At 40.7% G+C, this 20,817-nt stretch carries 20 protein-coding genes; 14 read left to right on the top strand and 6 right to left on the bottom strand.

Going from position 1 to position 20,817, the window contains the following annotated elements; translation table 11 throughout:
* The 5 genes from MED121_RS11580 to MED121_RS11560 form a co-directional block, all read left to right on the top strand.
* Nucleotides 1–1,014 (top strand): agmatine deiminase family protein (locus MED121_RS11580; protein ID WP_009833879.1); only part of this gene is annotated, 1,014 nt, incomplete at its 5' end.
* A gap of 39 nt (nt 1,015–1,053) precedes the next feature.
* Nucleotides 1,054–2,160, top strand: coding sequence for an extracellular solute-binding protein (locus MED121_RS11575; RefSeq protein WP_009833878.1), 1,107 nt, complete (start codon nt 1,054–1,056; stop codon nt 2,158–2,160).
* 98 nt (nt 2,161–2,258) lie between these two features.
* Nucleotides 2,259–3,131 (top strand): N-carbamoylputrescine amidase, encoded by an 873-nt coding sequence (gene aguB / locus MED121_RS11570; RefSeq protein WP_009833877.1) that lies wholly within the window; start codon nt 2,259–2,261, stop codon nt 3,129–3,131.
* 168 nt (nt 3,132–3,299) lie between these two features.
* Nucleotides 3,300–4,973 carry an amidohydrolase gene (locus tag MED121_RS11565; protein ID WP_009833876.1) on the top strand — a complete coding sequence of 558 codons (1,674 nt, stop codon included), beginning with the start codon at nt 3,300–3,302 and terminating at the stop codon, nt 4,971–4,973.
* A gap of 110 nt (nt 4,974–5,083) precedes the next feature.
* On the top strand, nt 5,084–5,503 hold the full coding sequence (locus MED121_RS11560; protein ID WP_009833875.1) for a hypothetical protein: 420 nt from the start codon (nt 5,084–5,086) through the stop codon (nt 5,501–5,503).
* A 174-nt stretch (nt 5,504–5,677) separates the two neighbouring features.
* On the opposite strand, the gene MED121_RS11555 is transcribed toward MED121_RS11560, so the two are convergent.
* Nucleotides 5,678–7,273, bottom strand: coding sequence for an isocitrate lyase (locus MED121_RS11555; protein WP_009833874.1), 1,596 nt, complete (start codon nt 7,271–7,273; stop codon nt 5,678–5,680).
* A 584-nt stretch (nt 7,274–7,857) separates the two neighbouring features.
* On the opposite strand from MED121_RS11555, the gene MED121_RS11550 reads away from it, so the two are divergent.
* Nucleotides 7,858–10,026, top strand: coding sequence for a malate synthase G (locus MED121_RS11550; RefSeq protein WP_009833873.1), 2,169 nt, complete (start codon nt 7,858–7,860; stop codon nt 10,024–10,026).
* Nucleotides 10,027–10,146: 120 nt separating this feature from the next.
* Here the strand turns inward: MED121_RS11550 and MED121_RS11545 are convergent, their stop codons facing one another.
* Complete coding sequence (locus MED121_RS11545) at nt 10,147–10,434, bottom strand: hypothetical protein (protein ID WP_036180010.1); 288 nt, start codon at nt 10,432–10,434, stop codon at nt 10,147–10,149.
* 119 nt (nt 10,435–10,553) lie between these two features.
* Here MED121_RS11545 and MED121_RS11540 point away from each other — a divergent pair, with 119 nt between their 5' ends.
* The gene (locus MED121_RS11540) at nt 10,554–10,907 is read left to right on the top strand and encodes a GFA family protein (RefSeq protein ID WP_036180007.1); all 354 of its coding nucleotides are present in this window, start codon (nt 10,554–10,556) and stop codon (nt 10,905–10,907) included.
* A 123-nt stretch (nt 10,908–11,030) separates the two neighbouring features.
* Complete coding sequence (locus MED121_RS11535) at nt 11,031–11,912, top strand: transporter substrate-binding domain-containing protein (protein WP_131470988.1); 882 nt, start codon at nt 11,031–11,033, stop codon at nt 11,910–11,912.
* 64 nt (nt 11,913–11,976) lie between these two features.
* Here the strand turns inward: MED121_RS11535 and MED121_RS11530 are convergent, their stop codons facing one another.
* A complete protein-coding gene (locus tag MED121_RS11530; protein WP_036180315.1) occupies nt 11,977–12,675 on the bottom strand; it encodes a winged helix-turn-helix domain-containing protein in 699 nt (232 codons plus the stop codon).
* 200 nt (nt 12,676–12,875) lie between these two features.
* On the opposite strand from MED121_RS11530, the gene MED121_RS11525 reads away from it, so the two are divergent.
* A complete protein-coding gene (locus tag MED121_RS11525) occupies nt 12,876–13,226 on the top strand; it encodes an NIPSNAP family protein (RefSeq protein ID WP_009833868.1) in 351 nt (116 codons plus the stop codon).
* Nucleotides 13,223–13,561, top strand: coding sequence for an antibiotic biosynthesis monooxygenase (locus MED121_RS11520; protein ID WP_009833867.1), 339 nt, complete (start codon nt 13,223–13,225; stop codon nt 13,559–13,561). The genes MED121_RS11525 and MED121_RS11520 overlap by 4 nt, the downstream gene beginning before the upstream one ends.
* A gap of 76 nt (nt 13,562–13,637) precedes the next feature.
* Here the strand turns inward: MED121_RS11520 and MED121_RS11515 are convergent, their stop codons facing one another.
* The 3 genes from MED121_RS11515 to MED121_RS11505 form a co-directional block, all read right to left on the bottom strand.
* Complete coding sequence (locus MED121_RS11515) at nt 13,638–14,300, bottom strand: MaoC/PaaZ C-terminal domain-containing protein (protein ID WP_036180001.1); 663 nt, start codon at nt 14,298–14,300, stop codon at nt 13,638–13,640.
* A 430-nt stretch (nt 14,301–14,730) separates the two neighbouring features.
* Nucleotides 14,731–15,597: a transporter substrate-binding domain-containing protein gene (locus tag MED121_RS11510; protein ID WP_009833865.1), complete on the bottom strand. Its 867-nt coding sequence runs from the start codon at nt 15,595–15,597 to the stop codon at nt 14,731–14,733.
* A 184-nt stretch (nt 15,598–15,781) separates the two neighbouring features.
* Entirely contained in the window at nt 15,782–16,099 is a 318-nt protein-coding gene (locus tag MED121_RS11505; protein ID WP_036179998.1) for a hypothetical protein, read from the bottom strand.
* Between the two features lie 435 nt (nt 16,100–16,534).
* Here MED121_RS11505 and deoC point away from each other — a divergent pair, with 435 nt between their 5' ends.
* From deoC to ahpC, 4 genes are all read left to right on the top strand, one after another.
* On the top strand, nt 16,535–17,305 hold the full coding sequence (gene deoC / locus MED121_RS11500; RefSeq protein WP_036179994.1) for a deoxyribose-phosphate aldolase: 771 nt from the start codon (nt 16,535–16,537) through the stop codon (nt 17,303–17,305).
* Nucleotides 17,306–17,328: 23 nt separating this feature from the next.
* The gene (gene deoA, locus MED121_RS11495; RefSeq protein WP_009833862.1) at nt 17,329–18,672 is read left to right on the top strand and encodes a thymidine phosphorylase; all 1,344 of its coding nucleotides are present in this window, start codon (nt 17,329–17,331) and stop codon (nt 18,670–18,672) included.
* A 149-nt stretch (nt 18,673–18,821) separates the two neighbouring features.
* On the top strand, nt 18,822–19,859 hold the full coding sequence (locus MED121_RS11490; protein WP_009833861.1) for a hypothetical protein: 1,038 nt from the start codon (nt 18,822–18,824) through the stop codon (nt 19,857–19,859).
* A 222-nt stretch (nt 19,860–20,081) separates the two neighbouring features.
* Complete coding sequence (gene ahpC, locus MED121_RS11485; RefSeq protein ID WP_343251975.1) at nt 20,082–20,639, top strand: alkyl hydroperoxide reductase subunit C; 558 nt, start codon at nt 20,082–20,084, stop codon at nt 20,637–20,639.
* The last annotated feature ends 178 nt before the right edge of the window (nt 20,640–20,817 follow it).

Genomic DNA, 20,817 nt, shown 5'->3' with positions numbered 1-20,817 from the left:
AAAACAGATCTAGCTGAACTTGGCTTTCGTATGCCAGCAGAATGGGAAGAACATGATGCTTGTTGGATGATGTGGCCAAGCCGTAATGAAGTCTGGCTCAACATGGAAAAAACAAAACAGCACTATGCTGATGTGGCTAACGCAATCAGCCAATTTGAAAAGGTAAACCTGTTAGTTAACGCCAAAGATATAGGCCAAGCAAGTCAATTATTGGAGGACAAGGTTAACCTGATTGAAACCGAACTTAATGACTCTTGGGCACGGGATGCTTGTCCTAATTTCTTGATTAATGATCAGGGAGAGCTTGCTGGAAGCGTTTGGCGTTTTAATGCTTGGGGTGAAAAGTATCATCCTTATCAGCTAGATGATGAGGTGGGGGAAAAGGTTTTAAAAATCGCACAAGTTCAAAGTTTTGTATCAGACCTGGTAGCAGAAGGTGGTGCTGTGACAACGGATGGAGAAGGCACACTTATTACCACTGCATCATGTTTGCTTAATACAAACCGGAACCCTGGTTGGACTAAGCAAGATGTCGAAAATGAACTATGCCGTACCTTAGGTGCAAGCAAGGTTATCTGGTTACCAGGAAACTGTGATGAAAATGAAACGGATGGCCATGTGGACGGTATTGCCCAGTTTATCAAACCTGGAGTGGTGTTAATGGAAACCTCTTTTAATACTGAACACCCTTGGTATCAGATCATGAAAGATAATTTGGCAGCGCTTGAGGGGCAAACCGATGCGAAAGGTCGAAAAATAGAGATCTGTTTTATTGAAGATGGATTTGATGCGACACCTTTAAATGATAATTACTGTACCTCTTACATTAATAGCTACTTCGCGAACGGGGCTGTGATCATGCCTAAATATGGTATTGCGGCGGATGAAAGGGCGAAAAAAGTTTATCAGAGGCTTTTCCCTGAGCGTGAGATTGTTCAGTTAGATATTTCTCATATTGCCGTCGGCGGCGGTGGGATTCACTGCATTACTCAACAGCAGCCAAAAGCCAAATAATAAGTACGCCTTTAACAATAACAATAGTAGGTAACTAGCATGAAAATTAATCGATTCTTAATGAGCTCATTCATTCCTTTGGTGTGCCTCTCCACACCCAGTTATGGGCAAGATGAAGTCAATAAAAGTGTGAATTTTTATAATTGGAATGACTATATCACGGAAGAAGCATTAGAGAGTTTTACTCAAAAAACAGGTGTAAAAATACAATATGACCTATTTGACTCTGTCGATACGGTTGAAACCAAGCTGTTAACAGGTGCCAGTGGTTATGATGTGGTGATGTCAGATGCATCAAGGCGTTTAAAACGTCAGATTAAAGCGGGCGCTTTTCAGAAGTTAGATAAATCTAAGCTAACAAACTATCAAAATATTGATCCGCAAATACTGGGTTGGATTGAAAACTTCGACAATGGCAACCTGTATGCCTTGCCTTACATGTGGGGAACCACAGGGCTTGGTTATAATGTAAATGAGGTTAATCAGCGCTTACCTCATGCGGTAAAAGACGGTTGGGGATTATTGCTAAATCCAGATAATGTTTCTAAATTGGCTGATTGTGGTGTCATGCTTTTAGATGATGTTGAAGAGCTTTATGTGGCGACCTTACTCTACTTAGGTAAGGATATAAACGAAGCGAGTTCTGCTAATTTGAAGCTTGTTGAAAGTCACCTCAAAAAGATCAGGCCCTATATTCGATCCTTCAGTAATTCCATGTATATGACAAACTTGGCAAGTGGTGAGTCATGTTTAGCTGTTGGCTATAACGGCAGTATTTTTATGGTCCAAGATACAGCGGATCAAGCGGGTAATGGCATTAAGCTAAATTATGTCATTCCAAAAGAAGGTGCGACCTTATGGTTTGATGCCATGGGCATTCCCGTCGATGCACCTAATCCAGATAACGCACATTTATTGTTAGATCATTTAATGGAAGGTGAGATTATGGCCGGCATTAGTAACCTTGTGAGGTTTGCTAATGGCTACTCTGCCTCTGTGTCATATCTAGAATCTTCACTGGTCGAGAACCCTGGAATTTATCCTCCAGAGTCAATCAAAAACCGATTGGTTCCTTTGCCGAACTTTACTCCTTCATTTGAGAAAAAACTGCGTCGCATGTGGAATCGCATCAAAGCAGGCACGTAAAAAATTTAATCACACCCCTTTGTTCACACCCTGATCCTTTGTGCTCTTGATGAGCGCAAAGGGGTGTGTCTTAAAAACTAATTTATTAAGGAAAAAGCATGAGAAATATTAAAGTCGCTGCGACTCAAATGGTCTGTACATGGGATACCGCTAACAATATTCAGCGAGCTGAAGAGCAAGTCAGAAAGGCTCATCAACAAGGGGCTCAAATCATTTTATTGCAGGAATTATTTGAAACCCCTTATTTTTGCCAAGAAGTAGATGCTAAGCACTTTAAGCTCGCTAAACCACTTAATGGCAATAAATTTATTGAACACTTTCAAGGGTTAGCAAGAGAGCTTGAAGTGGCGCTACCCATCTCATTTTTTGAGATTGATGGTAATAACTATTTTAACTCTATTGTGGTGCTAGATGCGGATGGCGCCATTGTGAGCCATTATCGTAAAGTACATATTCCTGATGCTGTGGGTTATTACGAAAAATATTATTTTAGCCCAGGTGATACAGGCTTTCAGGTTGCAAAAACACGTTATGCCGATATCGGTGTGGCGATTTGTTGGGATCAATGGTTCCCTGAGTCCGCACGTTCTATGGTGTTAAAAGGGGCGGAAATGCTTTTTTATCCCACGGCGATAGGAAGCGAACCCAGTGATGCAAATCTAGATAGTCGAGAGCATTGGCAGCAAGTGATGCAAGGGCACGCCGCTGCAAACATGGTGCCCGTGATTGCTTCTAATCGAATCGGAGAAGAAACGACTTCTGATTCTAGTATGACCTTTTATGGGTCTTCCTTTATTGCTGACTATACAGGGAAAAAGATAGAGGAAGCGGATCAAACATCCGAAGCGGTTATCTGTGCTAGCTTTGATCTTGATGAAGCCCAAGAGTATCGACGTACTTGGGGGATATTTAGAGATAGACGTCCAAGCCAATATACCGCGATTAACCGTTTGTCGGCGGTGGGCGTTTAATTAACCCTAACGATTAGCTTACAAAATGGGCGCAGCTTTTCTAGCCTTTAGCTGCGCTATCAAAAATCGAATGCTGAGTATTTTTATCACTAAAATTTACTGGGATATACTTAATTGAATACTTAATTAGCTTTGATGTTCATCATAAGAAATACGAAGGAAGATACGATGAAACCAATTTTTTCTCCCGCTTTAGTAACTGGCTTGGCGATAAGTGCAAGCACTTTTGCGTTTGGGCAAGCGGATATGATTCTTACCAATGGCATTATTTATGGTCACGATAAGGCGGATGCAATTGTCGTGGCAAATGGTGAGATTCTCTATATAGGTAATCAAGCTGATGCTCTTGATTACCAGTCATCAGCAACTGAGCTTGTGGATTTGCAAGCAGCATTTGTGATGCCGGGCTTTATCGATAATCACAATCATGTGTTTGAAGCCGCGTCTGAAGCGGGTGGTAGTTGTGAGTTAAGCATGGATGGTAGCTTGAAAGAGCAAGTTCGTTACTTAAAAGCTTGTCGTCGAAATGCCAAGCCGAATGAATGGTTAACGGGTTATGGGTTTTCTATTGATGCCTTGTTATTAGAAAGAGGGCCTTATACGCCGTTAGAAGTGATAGATAAAATTTTCCCTGATCAGCCTGTCGTATTAATGGAGCAAACGTCTCATTCTATGTGGGTTAACTCAGTTGCATTAAAGCAAGCTGGCATTACTAAATACTCACCAGAGCCTCAAGGGGGGAAAATTCTAAAGGATGAAGAAACAGGGGAGCTGAATGGCATTCTGATGGATAACGCTGGTGATATTGTGATGGAAATGGCTTGGAATAGCTTAAGTAATCAGTTTGATCAAAGTTATGATGGCTTGATGGTCGGTCTTGAAGAGGCTGCAGCCCATGGTATTACTACGATTGGCGATGGTCGTTTATATTGGAAACGGGGTTGGTATGAAGTGTGGCAAGAAGCACAGAAAGAGGGAGATTTAACCGCTCGTGTGTCTTTAAGGCCTTGGATTTACCCTACTGACCCAATGGCGGAGCAGTTAACTTATCTATCGACTATTCAATCTCGACAAGAGAAGGATCTGTTATTGGTCGATCAGGTGAAGATGTACAGTGATGGTATTTTTATCAATGGTACAGCGAAAATGCTAACACCTTATTTCGACACTTATATTCCTGATGAGCCCCGTGGCATTAACTATATACCGCCTCAAAAAATGAAAGCTTGGTTGAGTGAGCTAGATAAAATTGGCTTTAGTGCGCATATTCATGCGATTGGTGATGGTGCCGTACAGGAGTCGATTAATGCAATTGAGGCCATGCGAGATCTTGGTTCTAGCAAACCTTATACCTTAACCCATGTGGAGCTGGTGGATAAAAAGGATGTACCTCGCTTTGAAGAGCTAGATATAACCGCTGATTTTCAGGTGGGTTCGGATTATGTGGCTTATCATGATCATCAATGGGCAGAAGCTTTCTTAGGGGCAAAGCGCACGAAAGCCTTGATGAATTTAAGGGCCATTTATGACACCAAAGCTAATGTCACCTTAAGTAGTGATTGGAACGTGCACGATATTAATCCCTTAGTTGGTATCGCGAACAGTGTCATCATGGGGAAAACTGGCCTACCTGATGTTGAAAGTGCCATTGATGCCTACACCATTAATGCGGCTTACAGCCTAGGTCTGCAAGAGGTGACTGGCTCTATTGAGGTGGGAAAATCCGCAGACTTTGCCATTTTAGAAAAAGATATAACCCAAATGCGGGTTAACAAGATAGCTGACACTGAAATTCTGATGACAATGCTACAAGGTAAGTTTGTCTTTGGTTCTGATAATTAATCGTTTAAGGCTGTACTCAGTTTTGCATAAATTGAGTGCAGCCTTTCGCTTAAGCGAAATCTTAAATGAAACTTGAAAGAAAGTTAAAAAGCTCAGGAGATTGATTATAAATGGAAAAACCTAAGTTCTATTTACCTAAATTCTATTTAGAAGTAGCGATTAAACAAGGTATTTTACTGGGGCTGGTCGCCCCTATTTTGTTTTTAAATACCTTTGAGAGTATGGCTGAAATGGATAAATCGAATCAGTCATCTATTTTGACTGTGATAGGTTTGTTAATGGCAGCAGGTATTATTGGTGTTTTTGAAGCAACCTACCAAAAGACTAAGTTAGCTCATACCATTCAGCGTTATTTTGTTCATATCACTAAGTTTCTTTTATTTGTCGGTGTCACCGAACTTATGGTGCTTGCCATAGCGGCAATCGGAACCACTTTTTCCTTCTGGGATGATCCTCTTATTTGGGCGCTTTTGCCTATCTATCTTGCTTTGTATGTTTACGACTGGTGGGACGCTTTGGCGAGTGACTGATAACATTGTTTGATTTATCAGGACAAAACTCATAGGTAGGGCTTGATCTTTTAATCGGAGGTTAAAGGCAAAAAAAAGAGACTGGACTTATGATAGCCAGTCTCTTTTCAGGGTTTTGGTAACTCTCTTTTTTCGAGCCTATGTCAATCAGCTCTAGTGCGGGGAGGCAGAGAATTAACCAAATTGGTTCATGGTGTTGTCTTTACCAGACGCTTTCAGCGCGGCATCACCAGAGAAGTACTCTTTGTGATCATCACCCATGTTTGAGCCAGCCATTGCTTGGTGTTTCACACAAGCGATACCTTGGCGGATTTCTTGACGCTGTACACCTTTCACATAACCTAGCATGCCTTGTTCACCGAAGTATTCTTTCGCAAGATTGTCAGTAGACAATGCAGCTGTGTGGTAAGTCGGCAAGGTGATTAGGTGGTGGAAGATACCCGCTTCACGCGCTGCATCAGCTTGGAAAGTACGGATACGTTCATCTGCTTCTGCTGCTAGATCAGTTGCATCGTATTCAACAGACATTAGGTTGGCACGATCGTAAGCAGATACGTCTTTACCTGCTTCTGTCCAAGCATCAAATGTTTGCTGACGGAAGTTTAGTGTCCAGTTGAAAGATGGCGAGTTGTTGTAAACAAGCTTCGCATTTGGCACAACTTCACGAATACGGTTAACCATGTTAGCAATCTGCTGTACGTGTGGTTTCTCGGTTTCGATCCAAAGTAGATCAGCACCATTTTGTAGAGAAGTAATACAGTCTAGTACTACGCGGTCTTCGCCAGAACCTTTTTTGAACTGGAACAAGTTACTAGGAAGACGCTTAGGACGAACTAGCTTGCCTTTTTGGTTAAGCAGTACATCACCATTTTTCATGTTGCTTGCATCAACTTCTTCCACATCTAGGAAGCTGTTGTATTGATCACCTAGGTCACCTTCAGCCGCTGTTACTGCGATCTGCTTAGTTAGGCCTGCACCCAAAGAGTCAGTACGTGCAACGATGACACCGTCTTCAATACCTAGTTCTAGGAAAGCGTAACGAACCGCACGAATTTTCGCTAAGAAGTCTTCATGTGGCACAGTTACTTTACCGTCTTGGTGACCACATTGTTTTTCGTCAGATACTTGGTTTTCGATCTGGATGCAGCAAGCACCCGCTTCGATCATTTGTTTTGCAAGTAAGTAAGTCGCTTCTTCGTTACCAAAACCTGCATCGATATCAGCAATGATAGGCACGATATGAGTTTGGTAGTTGTCGATTTCCGCTTGTACTTTATCTTCTGCAGCATTATCGCCAGCATCACGAGCGGCATCCAAGCTACGGAATAATTCACCTAGTTCACGAGCGTCTGCTTGACGAAGGAAGGTGTATAGCTCTTCGATCAAACCAGATACAGAGGTTTTCTCGTGCATAGATTGGTCAGGAAGTGGACCAAACTCAGAGCGAAGTGCAGCAACCATCCAGCCTGAAAGGTAAAGGTAGCGGCGATCAGTGCTATTAAAATGCTTTTTAATAGAGATCATTTTTTGTTGGCCGATAAAACCGTGCCAGCAACCTAGAGACTGAGTGTACTGTGAAGAGTCGCCATCATAACGCTCCATATCTGCACGCATAATTTTTGCAGTATAACGGGCAATGTCTAGGCCAGTTTTAAATTGGTTTTGAGCACGCATGCGAGCGGCAAACTCAGGGTTAATAGCATTCCATGGCGCACCTTGAGATGCGATTAGGCTAGCGGTAGTGTCGATATCGCTTTTATAGTTTGACATGTTTCTTCCTCACTGGTGACAGATGCACTACTTAGTTAGCACTGCTTTTTAAAATTTTGTTTTTGTGATGATGCTTAATAAGGACTTAAGGACTCAGTTTCTTTTTAAGCTTTTCATCTGGTCAGTAACATTTGCTTGTTTTGGCGCTTGCTTGACCATGTGAAACAGCATAGAGAATTTAACGTGAATTAGTCTAATCTATATTCTGCATTGTTATCATTTAGAATATGAATGTGCTTTTTGAATAAAATAGGAGCATATTTATATCCAGTTATATTCAATGTAAAACCTGCCAAATAGGCGTGATATGTAGCTTTAGTACATTTTTATGGGTTTTATCTAGGTTTGATCCTATTTTATGAAAATAAATTACAGTTTTGCCTAGTGAAAAAAGTGAATATAGTTAGTCAGTGATAATTGAAATATCCATTTTTTGTATGAATGATCTTATTATTTGTATGAATGTGAGGAATAAGTGTTAACGACTCGTAACATATGTTTCATAAAATGAAATTCTGATACAATCAACTCATGCTAAATGAGCAAACTAGTAAGACAAAAAGTTAAAGATTAGGAAGGGGTTTATGACTGCAAGAATTCAAGAAGGTGGCTTACAAATTGCCGAAAACCTTTGGCAACTAGTGAACGATAAAATCATACCTGGTACAGGTGTTGAAACGAAGCAATTTTGGGCTAGCTTCGAAGCCATTCTGACTGATCTGGCACCAAAAAACAAAGATCTGTTAGCGAAGCGTGAAAGCTTACAAGCACAAATTGATGCTTGGCATAAAGAACGTGCGGGTCAAACCCATGATGCAGTCGCCTATAAAGCCTTTTTACAAGACATTGGCTACCTGCTTCCTGAAGGGCCTGACTTCAAAATTACCACAGCTAATGTTGATGTTGAGATTGCTGAACAAGCAGGACCTCAATTAGTTGTACCTGTTAAAAATGCGCGTTTTGCCCTTAATGCTGCAAACGGTCGCTGGGGCAGCTTATATGATGCTCTTTATGGTACAGATGCGATTTCTGACGAAGGTGGTGCAGAAAAAGGTAAAGGTTATAACCCTGCTCGTGGTAACAAGGTCATTGCTTTTGCTCGTAATCACCTAAACAATGCAGCGCCTTTGCTAAATGGTTCTCATCTTGGTACTCAAGCTTATGTTGTTGAAAATGGCCAGCTAGTGGTTACTTTGGCTGATGGCACGACAACGGGCTTGGCTCAGCCAGAAAAATTTATTGGTTATCGTGGTGAAGCCAGTGCACCTAGCGCTATCTTGCTTAAGAACAATGCCCTGCATATCGAGATCTTGATTGATGCAAAGGGTGTTGTTGGTCAAACAGATTCTGCTGGCATTCAAGATCTAATCGTAGAAGCTGCAATCACAACCATTATGGACTGTGAAGACTCTGTTGCTGCAGTAGATGCAGAAGATAAAGTTGAAGTTTATTCAAACTGGTTAGGCCTAATGAAGGGGACTTTGGAAGAGTCATTTGAAAAAAATGGTAAAACCGTAACCCGTACCCTAAACCCTGATCGTGTTTACACCGGTGCTGATGGCGCTGAACTTGTACTGCATGGCCGTAGTATGTTGTTTGTTCGTAATGTTGGTCATCTAATGACTAACCCTGCGATCCTTGATAAAGACGGTAATGAAGTGCCAGAAGGTATCATGGATGCCATGGTGACTGTGCTTGCTGCTATGCATGATGTAAACAAAACTAATGCGCTAACCAATAGCCGTGCGGGTAGTGTGAACATTGTTAAACCAAAAATGCATGGTCCTGAAGAAGTGGCTTTCGCTGTTGAGCTATTTGGCCGTGTTGAAGAGGCACTTGGTCTTGCTCGCAATACGCTAAAAGTTGGCATCATGGACGAAGAGCGTCGTACTACTGTTAACTTAAAAGAATGTATTCGTGCCGCTTCTGAACGTGTTGTTTTCATCAACACAGGTTTCCTTGATCGTACTGGTGATGAAATCCATACTTCTATGCAAGCTGGTGCTTTTGTGCCTAAATCTGCCATGAAGCAACAAGCTTGGATTCAAGCTTACGAAGATTGGAACGTTGATGTAGGTATCGAATGCGGCCTTCCAGGTAAATCACAAATCGGTAAAGGTATGTGGGCTATGCCAGATGAAATGGCTGCCATGCTAGAGCAAAAAATTGGTCACCCTAAATCGGGTGCTAACACAGCTTGGGTTCCTTCGCCAAACGGTGCGACTTTGCACAGTACTCACTACCATCAAGTCAGTGTTTTTGAGCGTCAACAAGCACTTTCAAGCCGAGGCCGCGCTAGCCTAGATGATATTCTAAGCATCCCGCTTATGGCTGATGCGAGTGAACTGACTGCTGAGCAGATCCAATTTGAAATCGACAACAATGCTCAGGGTATCCTAGGGTATGTTGTGCGTTGGATTGATGCTGGTGTTGGTTGTTCTAAAGTGCCAGACATTCACAATGTTGGCTTAATGGAAGACAGAGCGACTTTGCGTATTTCATCTCAACACCTTGCTAACTGGTTAGCACATGGTGTTTGTAGTGAAGAGCAAGTGATGGAATCTATGAAGCGTATGGCGGCGATTGTTGATGGACAAAATGCTGGCGATAGCGAATATGTCAACATGGCACCTAATTTTGATGGCATTGCTTTCAAAGCCGCTTGTGATCTTGTTTTTAAAGGTGAAGTTCAGCCTTCTGGTTATACTGAACCATTATTACATTCTTATAGAATTGATAAGAAAGCGCTATAGAAAAAGTGATGAGTTAGTGCTAATTCCTTGTTATCGAGGAAGGAGGCACTAAAGCAAAATAAAGCCGATATATTTTCATATGTCGGCTTTTTTGTATCTGTTAGAAATAGGTATGTAAAACTAAAATTTACTCCAATTTGCCTGTAGCCATTTCATGGCTTCAATCTGAGTTTTTTGCTCTTTTGGCAGTTCTGCATGAATCACTTCTGCCACTTTGACCAGTGACTTTTTAAGCTTTAGGCGCTTGGCGCTGGCAAAGCGGGTGATTAGGTAGTGAACTTCTGCTGCTTCTTGCTTATTGAATGGGGTTTTATCTGGAGCGCCAGAGACTCTTACATCATCGCTTGGAATCACAGTCATTTGATAAGTTATATGCTTTGGTAGGTCTGTTACTTTAAAAGGTTTCAATGAGTCTCTCTGCTTTTACTTATGATGTTAGGTGTTTTGCTATAAAAGGCAGTTTACGTTATTTTGCTAGTCTTTGCTTAAGGCGAGTTTATTCCTGCTTTTTTGATATGAGGTGATGTATGCAGTATTCCGGTCAATGTCATTGTGGCAGTGTTAGGTTTTCTTTCGATGTGCCAAGTATTGATGAAGGGCTAACCTGTAATTGCTCTTTGTGCGTTAAAAAGGGCGCTATTATGAGTGCTTTTGTTGTGAGTGAATCTGAGTTGCAAAGAGACATTCAGCAAGGGGCCTTATCTACTTATACTTTTGGGTCGGAAGTGGCTAAACATCATTTTTGTAATCAGTGCGGTATTTATCCTTTTCATCAAACCTTGCGTAAGCCTGGCTTTTATCGCGTTAATCTAAATTGTGTTGATGGCTTAGATTTAAAGCAATTGAGTCTGTCTGAGTTCGATGGTGCTAATTTGCTATAAAGTCTTGTTAGTGGTTTTCTTCTCGTAAAGTGAAAACGCCAAAATTGCATAAAACTTGACCGATCGTATATATTTTAATTGTTTAAAGTCTCAGCAATAAGAGATTCGTCTCTGGGTGGTTTTGTGCGTAAGTGTTTTTTGGCGTTATCTTTGTTCTTCTCTTTTTTTAGCTCGTTTCTTGTTAGTTCTCCTTTGGTTGGCTCTTTATTAGCTGATGGCTCTCTATCCGCTGATGGCTCTTTATTCGCTGAAGGCTCCTCACTAGCTGATGGCGCTTCACTAGAAAGTAAGAAAGTTGTGACTCTTTGGAGTTATTATGACCATCCACCTTTTGTTACCAGCGCCGCCGATAAAAAGGGTTTGAGTTATGATTTTGTCGAAATGCTCAACTTATTTAGTGAAAATCAAACATTTCAATATCGGTTAGAAGTTGTGCCAAGAAAGCGCTTAGATTCCTATTTAGAACAAGGTAAAAAAGGAGCGGTTTTATGGGTTAGCCCTCTCTTTTTTGCAGACCCAGAACAAGAAAAGTATCGTTGGACTGGGGCGTTATTAAAGGATGAACAGTCTTTTATCTCTAATAGTAAAACTCCCTTTATATTTGATGGCCCTGAATCCTTGATGCAGCCTGGCTTTGTCCTTGGTGGGCTTAGAGGGCATATTTATCATGGCATTCAAGAGGAAATAGATGCCGGGAAAATCATTCGTAGTGATGTGAGTTATGTAAAACAAAACATTGGTATGTTACTCAAAAATAGAGTGGATTGTTTTTTGATTCCTTATACAACGATGAAATATTTTGAAAAGGAGATGAAGCTGAGCAACAAGATTTATTATTCCCCTAATCCACTTAATACCTATCGTCGCCATATTATGGTACGTCATAATTCTCAAGTATTTCATGCACTTGATAATGTCGTTAAACAACTTGAACAGGATGATTATTGGGCAGCTTTGTTGGATCAATATGGTTTAAGCTTATCGACAGTCAACACAGATTACTAAATCAATGCTTACTAAAGTCAATGCCTACGAGAATCAATGTTTGATAAATTGTTATTGCTGATTACTAACTAAGTGTTAATCCATAACGCAGGCTCAGTTTTTTAAGGCCAGACCGGCTAAACCGAATGGCTCTTGAATCTAGGTCTCGACTTGCCCATTGATGAGCTAAAGCGTCCTCTAAAATCCATTTACCCAGCATGCCTGCCAAGTGGCTTCTGCGCTCACTCCAATCTAGACAGGGTTTGCACATAGGGCGTTTTTTTGATTCACACTCAGCAAGGTTAAATCCAAAGGAGGCAAAAGCAAGCCTGCCTGACTCCGTTAAACTTAATTGTAAATTGTCCTCAAGAAGCCATCCTTTTTTTAATAAGGCCTGATAAAGCTGTACGGCTATCTCGCCTGCTAAATGGTCATAACAAATGCGAGAATGCTTTAAATCTTTATCGTTAGGGCCTGTTTTTATTTCATGCTCATTAGAGTGTGCCGACGTTAGCTGCGCATTTAAATTCAGCATGCCTTCAATGACTTCTGCTACCTGATAACTTTTTAGTTGAAAGTACTTGTGACGCCCTTGTTTTCTGACTTGTATGAGTTGTCCTTCTACCAGTTTGTTTAAATGAGTGCTGGCTGTTTGGGCGCTGATATCGGCATAAGTGGCTAGCTCAGTGGCGGTTAATGCCTTACCACCTAAAAGCGCATTAAGCATGAGTGCACGGCTTGAATCTCCCATCAAAGCGGCAACTTGTGCGATATTGAATTCCACTGTGTTCTCCCTTGAACCTAATAAGCCTGTGCCTTTTTTGTATTTTCGCATACATCTTATGTTTGTATGCAGACTGTTTGGCAATATAGGCTTTTCTTGAATGCATGCTTCGAGCCCCATCGAAGTATGCATTCATTGGTTTAAGTAGACTGCTCATCATCAAAATCTATTTGATTTAATTAAACCCCAAGGAGCAGGAAATGACAGTCAGCTGTTTTATCGAGTACAAAATCAATCCCTTTAAACTGGAAGAATTCACCCAGTATGCCAATAACTGGGGGCAAATTATTCCCCGTTGTGGCGGCGAGCTAGTGGGCTACTTTCTTCCCCATGAAGGTACTAATTATCAAGCGTTTGGCATCATTAGTTTTGATAGCTTGGCAAGTTATGAAGTCTATCGAATCAGGCTTAAGCAGGATACTCAGGCAATAGGGAACTTTGAATTTGCTAAAGAAGAGCAATTTATCTTGCAAGAGACGCGTCGCTTTTTAACCCCAGTTGAATCGACTTACTGGTGTAAGGCTAAAACTCATGATGAGGGGATAGCATGATAGCGGTTATGTTTGAAGTGGAGCTTAAGTTGGATCAAGTAGATACCTACTTTGAATTAGCCCATTCATTAAAGGCAAGCCTGGTTAAGATGCCGGGTTTTATTTCTATTGAGCGCTTTCAAAGCTTATCTGAACGTGAAGAGGGGAAACCCGCTAAGGTACTTTCTTTATCCTTCTGGCAGGACGAAGCAGCGGTCGCAAATTGGCGTCAGCAAACAGAGCATAATCAAGCTCAAAACTTAGGTCGTGAGCAAGTCTTTAATGATTACCGTATTCGAGTGGCGCAGGTTGTCAGGGATTATGGGTTGCATAGAAGAGATGATGCGCCTAAATAATGTTAGATTGAAAATATTGAAAAGGCCTTTTATTGTAAAAGGCCATTATTTAAGGACATTCTTATTCGCAGCTTCCCTAATCAAGACGTTGTAAATGAGCACAAATACTGGGCTTAGGGTTCTTACCACAATAAATGTCAAAGCTTTGCTCTAAGCCTTTATCATTGGATTTAGCTAGTTTTACACAGGCTTGATCTTCTAAAAATAAAGGGCCTTTAAAGACAGTATCTAAGGCAATTTGAGTGGCATTCTGGCTGATCTCATTAACCCCTTCGCTTGCTAACGCTTGAGCTAACACGCCAAAGCCATGGGCGATATCTCGCTTTAAGCCAAATAATTTTGCTAGGGTTTTAGAAATATGGATAGGGTTGTAATCACCAGAAATTTTGGCGTATACCTTGCCCCTATCTTTAGGTATCAACCAGCTTGTTGCTAGCTGTGGATCCTCTAGGGTCTCTAATTCAAAGCTTGCCTCGCTATCTTGCTTAAGGTTTTTGTGAGCAAATTTGCCTTTTTTAAAGTAGGTGCTAATTTCTGACCAGACAATTTGACTATTAACCATAAGGTGAGTGCTAAAGTCGAATTCAAGCCCTTTTTCTGTAACACGCCATTCGCCTAATTCACTTCTTATTGTTATTAACTCGCTGCTTTTAATAGGACGAATTTGTCGTATTTTATTCTTTAAATGAACGGCGCCTAATAAGCCAATTGGAAAGCTTGAATGGGTTAACATCTGCATATGCATGCTGCCTGCAAGCACATGGGGGTAAAGAAGGGGGAGGTGGTTTTGCTTTTCTAAACCTAATGTTTCGCAATAATTATCAAGTGCGTTTAAATCGACGCGTATGCCTTGCCAATTGGCTTGAATGTTAGGTAGGCCAATGTTTGCTTTAAAGCCTTTTCTTGGTAGGCATATCGCTTTGATTAAAGGGCCGAGTAAGCTGGGCGGTTTGACGAAGTTAAGCGTAACAGAAGTGATATGAAAGTCCTTTATTAAGTAGGCTAATTTGCTGCCTAGGGTAATCCTTTTAAGGCATAAACTTAAGATAAATAATGGTATAACACTTATACACTTATTTTATTAAGATAAAGAGGCTTTTGAGCCAGGTGTCACAAGGATGAGCCAGGTAAAAGGGGATAAACCTGAAAGATAAAAAGGGTAAAGAAAGTTACTTATTTGGGTTTATTTGAAACCAGAGGCGTTCATCATGAATCGGCGTATCATTAGAGAGTAAAGGGTTGCTGAGCTTAAATAGTCTTCTATTTTTTAAATTTGCTTGTTGCTTCATTTCTACAATTTGAGGGTGTTGATTGAAAAAACGATCAAACTCTCCTGAAGAGATAATTCGCTCGAAGCCCTCTTTAAAACGTGCGGCTAAGTGGGTATTACTCTTATGGACAAAGATATAGCCTGGGGCTGGGTAATAAAGCATGAGGTTCTTTTCCACTGCTAATCCCATATCAGGCCTAGCCTTTAACTCACTCCATGGCTCGTGAATGCCTCTAGGAAAGTAATCTACCCGTCCAAACTCTAGCATTTTATACAGGCTGTTATGGTGGCTTGTGTCCTCAACATGAAAGCCATTAGATTTTAGAATGTTTAAATCCGGCCAATGAGTACCTTGTATTGCCTTGAGCTTTTTTAGTTGCTGGATGGTTTTGATTTTTGAAAATTTGGCTTGTTCTGACGCTTTAATGAGGAAAACTCGGTATCCATACAAGCCTTTAAATACCGGGTAAGGGATTGCCATCATGGCTTCTTCTCTTGCCTTAGATGTCATGGAAATAAAGATATTGATATTGCCTGAGTTTATTTCTTTGATATCTCTTTTTTGAGAGTTAACCGCTTTGGTTAGATGGATTTCATAAGGCCCATATTTATCTTGGGTTGTTTTTAATAATAGGTCTACCAGTTGGTATTTATAGCTCTCTCTAGGGTCTCCTGAATAGGTAATAGGGCGCATAGTGATAATGTCCATTGCCAACAAGACTGGAGAGAGCAAGGTGCTTAAAATCAATAACAGCGTAATTTTCATCTGACACTCGTTATAATGAAGATGAGGTTTTCCCTAATGCAAATCTAATCATTTTCCTGAACGACTCTATATTATTTAGTTAACAAAAAAAAAAGCCAGTTAAAAAACCTTAACTGGCATCAAGTGTTTTACCAACACTTGTTAATTTCTATGTTCAAATAGAATTTTCATAGGGGGACTGGCATTACTCAGCAGCTTCTTCTGCCTCACCTTCACCCTCTCCTTCTTCAGCGCTTTCTTCTGCTGCTTCAGGCTCTGGCTCAGGAGGGTTAAGCTTGGCATCCAGTGCTGGCAAAATGTTGCTGTCTAAGAAAATTTCGATATCTTTCATGATAATTTCTTTAACCGCTGCTAGTTCAACTTTGTCTTCACCATCAAGTGTGCCGTAAGACAAAATAGAAACTAATTCTTCAATGATACTGGATAGGTTGTCACCCACAGTATCTTTTAATTTAGGTAAAATTATTCCAAGCTGAATTTTAAAAGCGATATCATCTGACATACTGAAATTTCCTATTAACTTGTTGATGTTACTATTAATTTGTATTTTCATTTTGACAAGGTTTTTATTGCATAAACCCTGTTGAGTGATATCAGTTAAGCATGTGATTTCGGCCTTTTCAAACAAACTTCTGAGAAAAAATCAAATCTCCACACAAACTATCCATTTGTGCCTAAAAAGCGGTTTTAATCACTATTTTTGTGCATTTTTTCTTAAAAATATGGAGCGAGTGTGTAGTTTTTCCTGCGGCTTTTATTGGGTATTCAAAGTGATACTCAAGGTCAAAAAACCAGATCTTAGTCAATAAAACATCGATTCCTTTCCTTAGAATAAGATTAATTCTTTTTATCTTTATTGATTTTGTTAATCTTGTACGAACGGTCAAGAATGTCTAGTATGACGAGCTTGGCTTTTTTATTATGGAAGGAAAAACCTATGTCTGAATTAAAGCAAGCCGCATTGACTTCACTGACGTTAATGGATTTAACCAGTTTAAATGACTCGGATAACAGTCAAACCATCATAGATTTATGTCATCAGGCGGATACCCCTGTTGGCCATACCGCAGCCATTTGTATTTACCCCCAATTTATCATTCTTGCTAAAAAAACCTTGGCAGAGTTGGGGTTAACACACATCAAGGTAGCAACCGTGACTAACTTTCCTATGGGAGTTGCAGACACCGCCTTAGCCGTTAAGCAAACCGAGCAGGCGATTAAATTAGGCGCGGATGAAGTGGACGTTGTATTTCCCTATCGCGCCTTAATGCAGGGTGATGAGTCTATTGGTTTTGAGCTGGTAAAAGCTTGTAAAGCGGCTTGTGGTGATCAAGTGACACTTAAGGTCATCATTGAATCGGGGGAATTAAAAGAACCTGAGCTTATTCGTAAAGCCAGTGAAATCTCGATTGATGCAGGGGCTGATTTTATTAAAACCAGCACAGGTAAAGTAGAGATTAATGCCACCTTAGAGGCTGCAAAGATCATGCTTAATGTTATCAAAGAAAAGAATCAAAAAGTGGGCTTTAAAGCCGCGGGTGGTGTTAAAACAGCGCAAGAAGCCGACGCTTATTTGAGCTTAGCCCAAGGCATTTTAGGTCAGGATTGGATACATGCCACACGCTTTCGTTTTGGCGCTTCAAGCTTGCTAGGAAACCTATTAAGTCAATTAGATGTTGAGCACGAATTAGCTGAAGGCGCCTATTAAATAATAAAAAATAAGGAGAATATATGAGCAATATCGAAACCAATAAACGAGTACATTTTTTACCACAAGAAGTCATTCGAAAAAAAAGAGACGGATTAGTTTTAACGCAAGCTGAAGTCGCTTATTTTGTTGATGCGATTGCGAATGAATCCATCAGTGAAGGACAGGTTGCCGCTTTTGCCATGGCAACCTATTTTCAAGGAATGACGATTGAAGAGCGGATAGCTTTGACCTGTGCTATGCGTGATTCAGGTGATGTACTAAATTGGCAAGATCTTGCTCTAGATGGTCCTATTTTAGATAAACACAGTACCGGCGGTGTAGGGGATTTAGTGTCTCTTGTACTTGGACCTATTGTTGCTGCCTGTGGCGGTTATGTACCTATGATTTCGGGTCGGGGGCTAGGGCATACGGGCGGCACTTTAGATAAGCTAGATGCGATTCCAGGTTATCAAACTCAGGTGTCAAACCAAAGGTTTAGAGAGTGTGTAAAGGAAGTGGGTATTGCCATTATTGGTCAGTCTGCCAACTTAGCGCCAGCAGATAAAAGGCTTTATGCCACACGAGATATTACCGCAACGGTTGAATCTCTCGATCTGGTGACGGCTTCCATCTTATCTAAAAAATTAGCCTGTGGTTTAGATGCGCTTGTTATGGATGTGAAAGCCGGTAGCGGTGCTGTCATGAAGGATCTTGATGCTTCTATTGAGTTAGCAAAAAGTATCAGCGCCGTTGCCAATGGTGCAGGGGTGAAAACCAGTTGTTTAATTACGGATATGTCGCAAGTGCTGGCGACAAGTGCAGGTAATGCCCTTGAAATAGCAGAAACGATTGCCTTTTTAACTGGCGAAAAAAGGGCAGATCGTTTAGCTGAGGTAATCTATGCCCTAGCCGATGAAATGTTGCTTATTTCAGGTCTAGCAGCGTCTGAAGAAGAGGCGGCTAAAAAGCGTATGGCTGCTTTAGATTCCGGTGCTGCTGCACAAAAATTTGCGCAGATGGTTACTTTTCTTGGTGGGCCAAATGACCTGTTAGATAATCCAGATAAATACCTACCTAAAGCGCCTATCATAAAACCTATCTTTGCCCCAGATAGCGGTTATTTATCCAGTATGGATACCAGAGCAATGGGTATGGCTGTGGTTGATTTAGGTGGTGGTAGAAAGCGGGCAAGTGATGAGCTGGATTATAGTGTTGGCTTGAGCCAATTTGCTCAACTTGGCGACAGTCTGGATGCGAGTAAGCCAATTTGTTTTGTGCATGCTAATAACGAAGATGACTTTAACCGAGCAAGAAGTCGAATTAGTAGCAGCATCACCTTGTCAAATAGCAAGCCAAATATTGGGCCTATGCTGCATAAATTCTGACTTTGAATAAATAATATTCACTTTAATCAAATTTAGCTTTTTGTTTAATTTAATCTGCTTTATCTTACTTCCCTATATACAAGTCACTGTTTTATATGAGCTTTTATTAATGTTGATGAAGCTTGAAATTTGCTTATAGGGAAGTAAATATGGCAAAAAATATCATTTTCTTAAATATGTCCGATGATTTAGGTGTAGACGGCCACAAGGCTGTTACTGCACTTAAGTTAAAGCACCCTAATTCTAAATATCTTCGTAAGTCTCGTGTGACAGAAATCGATATAGTGAGTTTTTATCGCGCTTTTATTAATGGGCCTCAGGATGCTGCTTTTAATCGACAGCGCAATGATTTAAAGAATAAATGTAAAGGGGCGACAGAAGTTATGTTGTCCATACATGGGCCCATGACAAGTACGGATTATGGCCTGATTCGAGCAACTAATCCTGTCAATCCTGATGAAAGAGTCACAGTTAGGCAATTAGCAGAGTTATTGTTAATGCTGTTTATTCCTAAGGTAAATTATAACTTTACTTTAGTAATGTGCTTTGGGGCTCGTAGCTCTCAATATCGGTTAGATCATCAAAATTTGGATCTGATAGATTGGACTGATAGTTTTGCCTATAAGCTATTTGATAGTATCAGTCCCCGACGCCAAGTTAGGTTAACAGCGAGAACCGGTGAGCTGAGTTTTAATACTGTCACTGGAAAATCTGAGGTTCAAACGGAATTAGCAATACAAGGGACACTAGATAACCAAAGGATAGGACAGGAAGCCGCCGTTATTAATTCTCTTGCTTGGTGGGGGCAAAATCTTGGGAGGATGATGAGAATAGCAGGCCCTAAACAGAATTTTATTATTAGTTTAGAAACTGCAAAAAATAATCCATCACCCGCCACTGTATTAACTCAATTACGAGCTCTCAACACCAACCCAGGTTTATCTATACTTGATCCCGATAGGCAAGCACTTGTTGAATATCTAGGGCATACCATTCGTCTTACTGAGGCATCTAGTCGGCAAAGTGATCCCGTTCAGGGGAAATATGGCAAGCTTGTTTATTCCAATGTGCCACCTTTAGGCAACATTGTTATCGCCAAATATCCAAACCCTATGATGGTTCATCCAAAGTACAATGGGCATGTCTCGGTAATTCCGAATGACTTCCTACAAAAACTCGCTAAGTAAGAGGGCGAGAGAAGGCCAATAGGATTTTTTTATTGGCCCTATTTAGACTATCAATTTCTTATTTTCAATAATATTTATTAATCTATTCCTTGTCGAAACACAACGCCAATTAAGGCGATCGAAACAGATACCACAAGCGACTTTTAAAGCTAGCTTGTTATGAAATCAACAAAAACTGAATAGCAACGATAATTATTTTTGGAGCAAGAAATGACAACATCTTTGATCAATACACAAATTAAACCTTTCAATGCATCCGCTTTTAAAGCAGGTGATTTCATCGAAGTATCTGATAAAGACCTAGAAGGTAAGTGGTCAGTATTCTTCTTCTACCCAGCTGACTTCACTTTTGTTTGCCCTACAGAGCTAGGCGACATTGCTGATAACTATGCTGAGTTTGAAAAGCGTGGTGTTGAGGTTTACTCAGTATCGACTGATACTCACTTTACTCACAAAGCTTGGCACGATTCTTCCGATACGATTGGTAAGATCCAATACACCATGATTGGCGATCCAACAGGGGCTATCACTCGTAACTTCCAAGTAATGCGTGAAGAGCAAGGTCTCGCTGACCGTGGTACTTTCTTGGTAGATCCAAATGGCATCATCCAATCAATGGAAATTACTGCAGAAGGCATTGGCCGTGATGCACAAGACCTACTTCGTAAAGTAAAAGCCGCTCAATACGTGGCAGCTCACCCAGGTGAAGTTTGCCCTGCGAAATGGAAAGAAGGTGAAGAAACACTAGCGCCATCTTTGGATCTAGTGGGTAAAATCTAAGACTAGTATCTAGTAAATTAAAGCCCGCCTAGGAAACTAGGCGGGCTTTTTTGTCTCTTTGGGCACCAAGTCGCTCTAAATCTTCCCAAATAGCATTTCCCTATTGATGGTATTTAATCTATCAATTTCACTGTTTTGATTGTTTTTATTAATCTAACTGCATGACTTAAGTGCATCT

The sequence above is a fragment of the Marinomonas sp. MED121 genome, from assembly GCF_000153025.1.
In the GTDB taxonomy this organism is placed as follows: domain Bacteria; phylum Pseudomonadota; class Gammaproteobacteria; order Pseudomonadales; family Marinomonadaceae; genus Marinomonas.
This window is presented reverse-complemented; position numbering and strand designations above follow the sequence as displayed.

Coding starts and splice junctions, on each gene's coding strand:
- MED121_RS11575 (WP_009833878.1), top strand. CDS start 1,054: ATGAAAATTAATCGATTCTTAATGAGCTCATTCATTCCTTTGGTGTGC.
- aguB (WP_009833877.1), top strand. CDS start 2,259: ATGAGAAATATTAAAGTCGCTGCGACTCAAATGGTCTGTACATGGGAT.
- MED121_RS11565 (WP_009833876.1), top strand. CDS start 3,300: ATGAAACCAATTTTTTCTCCCGCTTTAGTAACTGGCTTGGCGATAAGT.
- MED121_RS11560 (WP_009833875.1), top strand. CDS start 5,084: ATGGAAAAACCTAAGTTCTATTTACCTAAATTCTATTTAGAAGTAGCG.
- MED121_RS11555 (WP_009833874.1), bottom strand. CDS start 7,273: ATGTCAAACTATAAAAGCGATATCGACACTACCGCTAGCCTAATCGCA.
- MED121_RS11550 (WP_009833873.1), top strand. CDS start 7,858: ATGACTGCAAGAATTCAAGAAGGTGGCTTACAAATTGCCGAAAACCTT.
- MED121_RS11540 (WP_036180007.1), top strand. CDS start 10,554: ATGCAGTATTCCGGTCAATGTCATTGTGGCAGTGTTAGGTTTTCTTTC.
- MED121_RS11525 (WP_009833868.1), top strand. CDS start 12,876: ATGACAGTCAGCTGTTTTATCGAGTACAAAATCAATCCCTTTAAACTG.
- MED121_RS11520 (WP_009833867.1), top strand. CDS start 13,223: ATGATAGCGGTTATGTTTGAAGTGGAGCTTAAGTTGGATCAAGTAGAT.
- MED121_RS11515 (WP_036180001.1), bottom strand. CDS start 14,300: ATGCAGATGTTAACCCATTCAAGCTTTCCAATTGGCTTATTAGGCGCC.
- MED121_RS11510 (WP_009833865.1), bottom strand. CDS start 15,597: ATGAAAATTACGCTGTTATTGATTTTAAGCACCTTGCTCTCTCCAGTC.
- MED121_RS11505 (WP_036179998.1), bottom strand. CDS start 16,099: ATGTCAGATGATATCGCTTTTAAAATTCAGCTTGGAATAATTTTACCT.
- deoC (WP_036179994.1), top strand. CDS start 16,535: ATGTCTGAATTAAAGCAAGCCGCATTGACTTCACTGACGTTAATGGAT.
- deoA (WP_009833862.1), top strand. CDS start 17,329: ATGAGCAATATCGAAACCAATAAACGAGTACATTTTTTACCACAAGAA.
- MED121_RS11490 (WP_009833861.1), top strand. CDS start 18,822: ATGGCAAAAAATATCATTTTCTTAAATATGTCCGATGATTTAGGTGTA.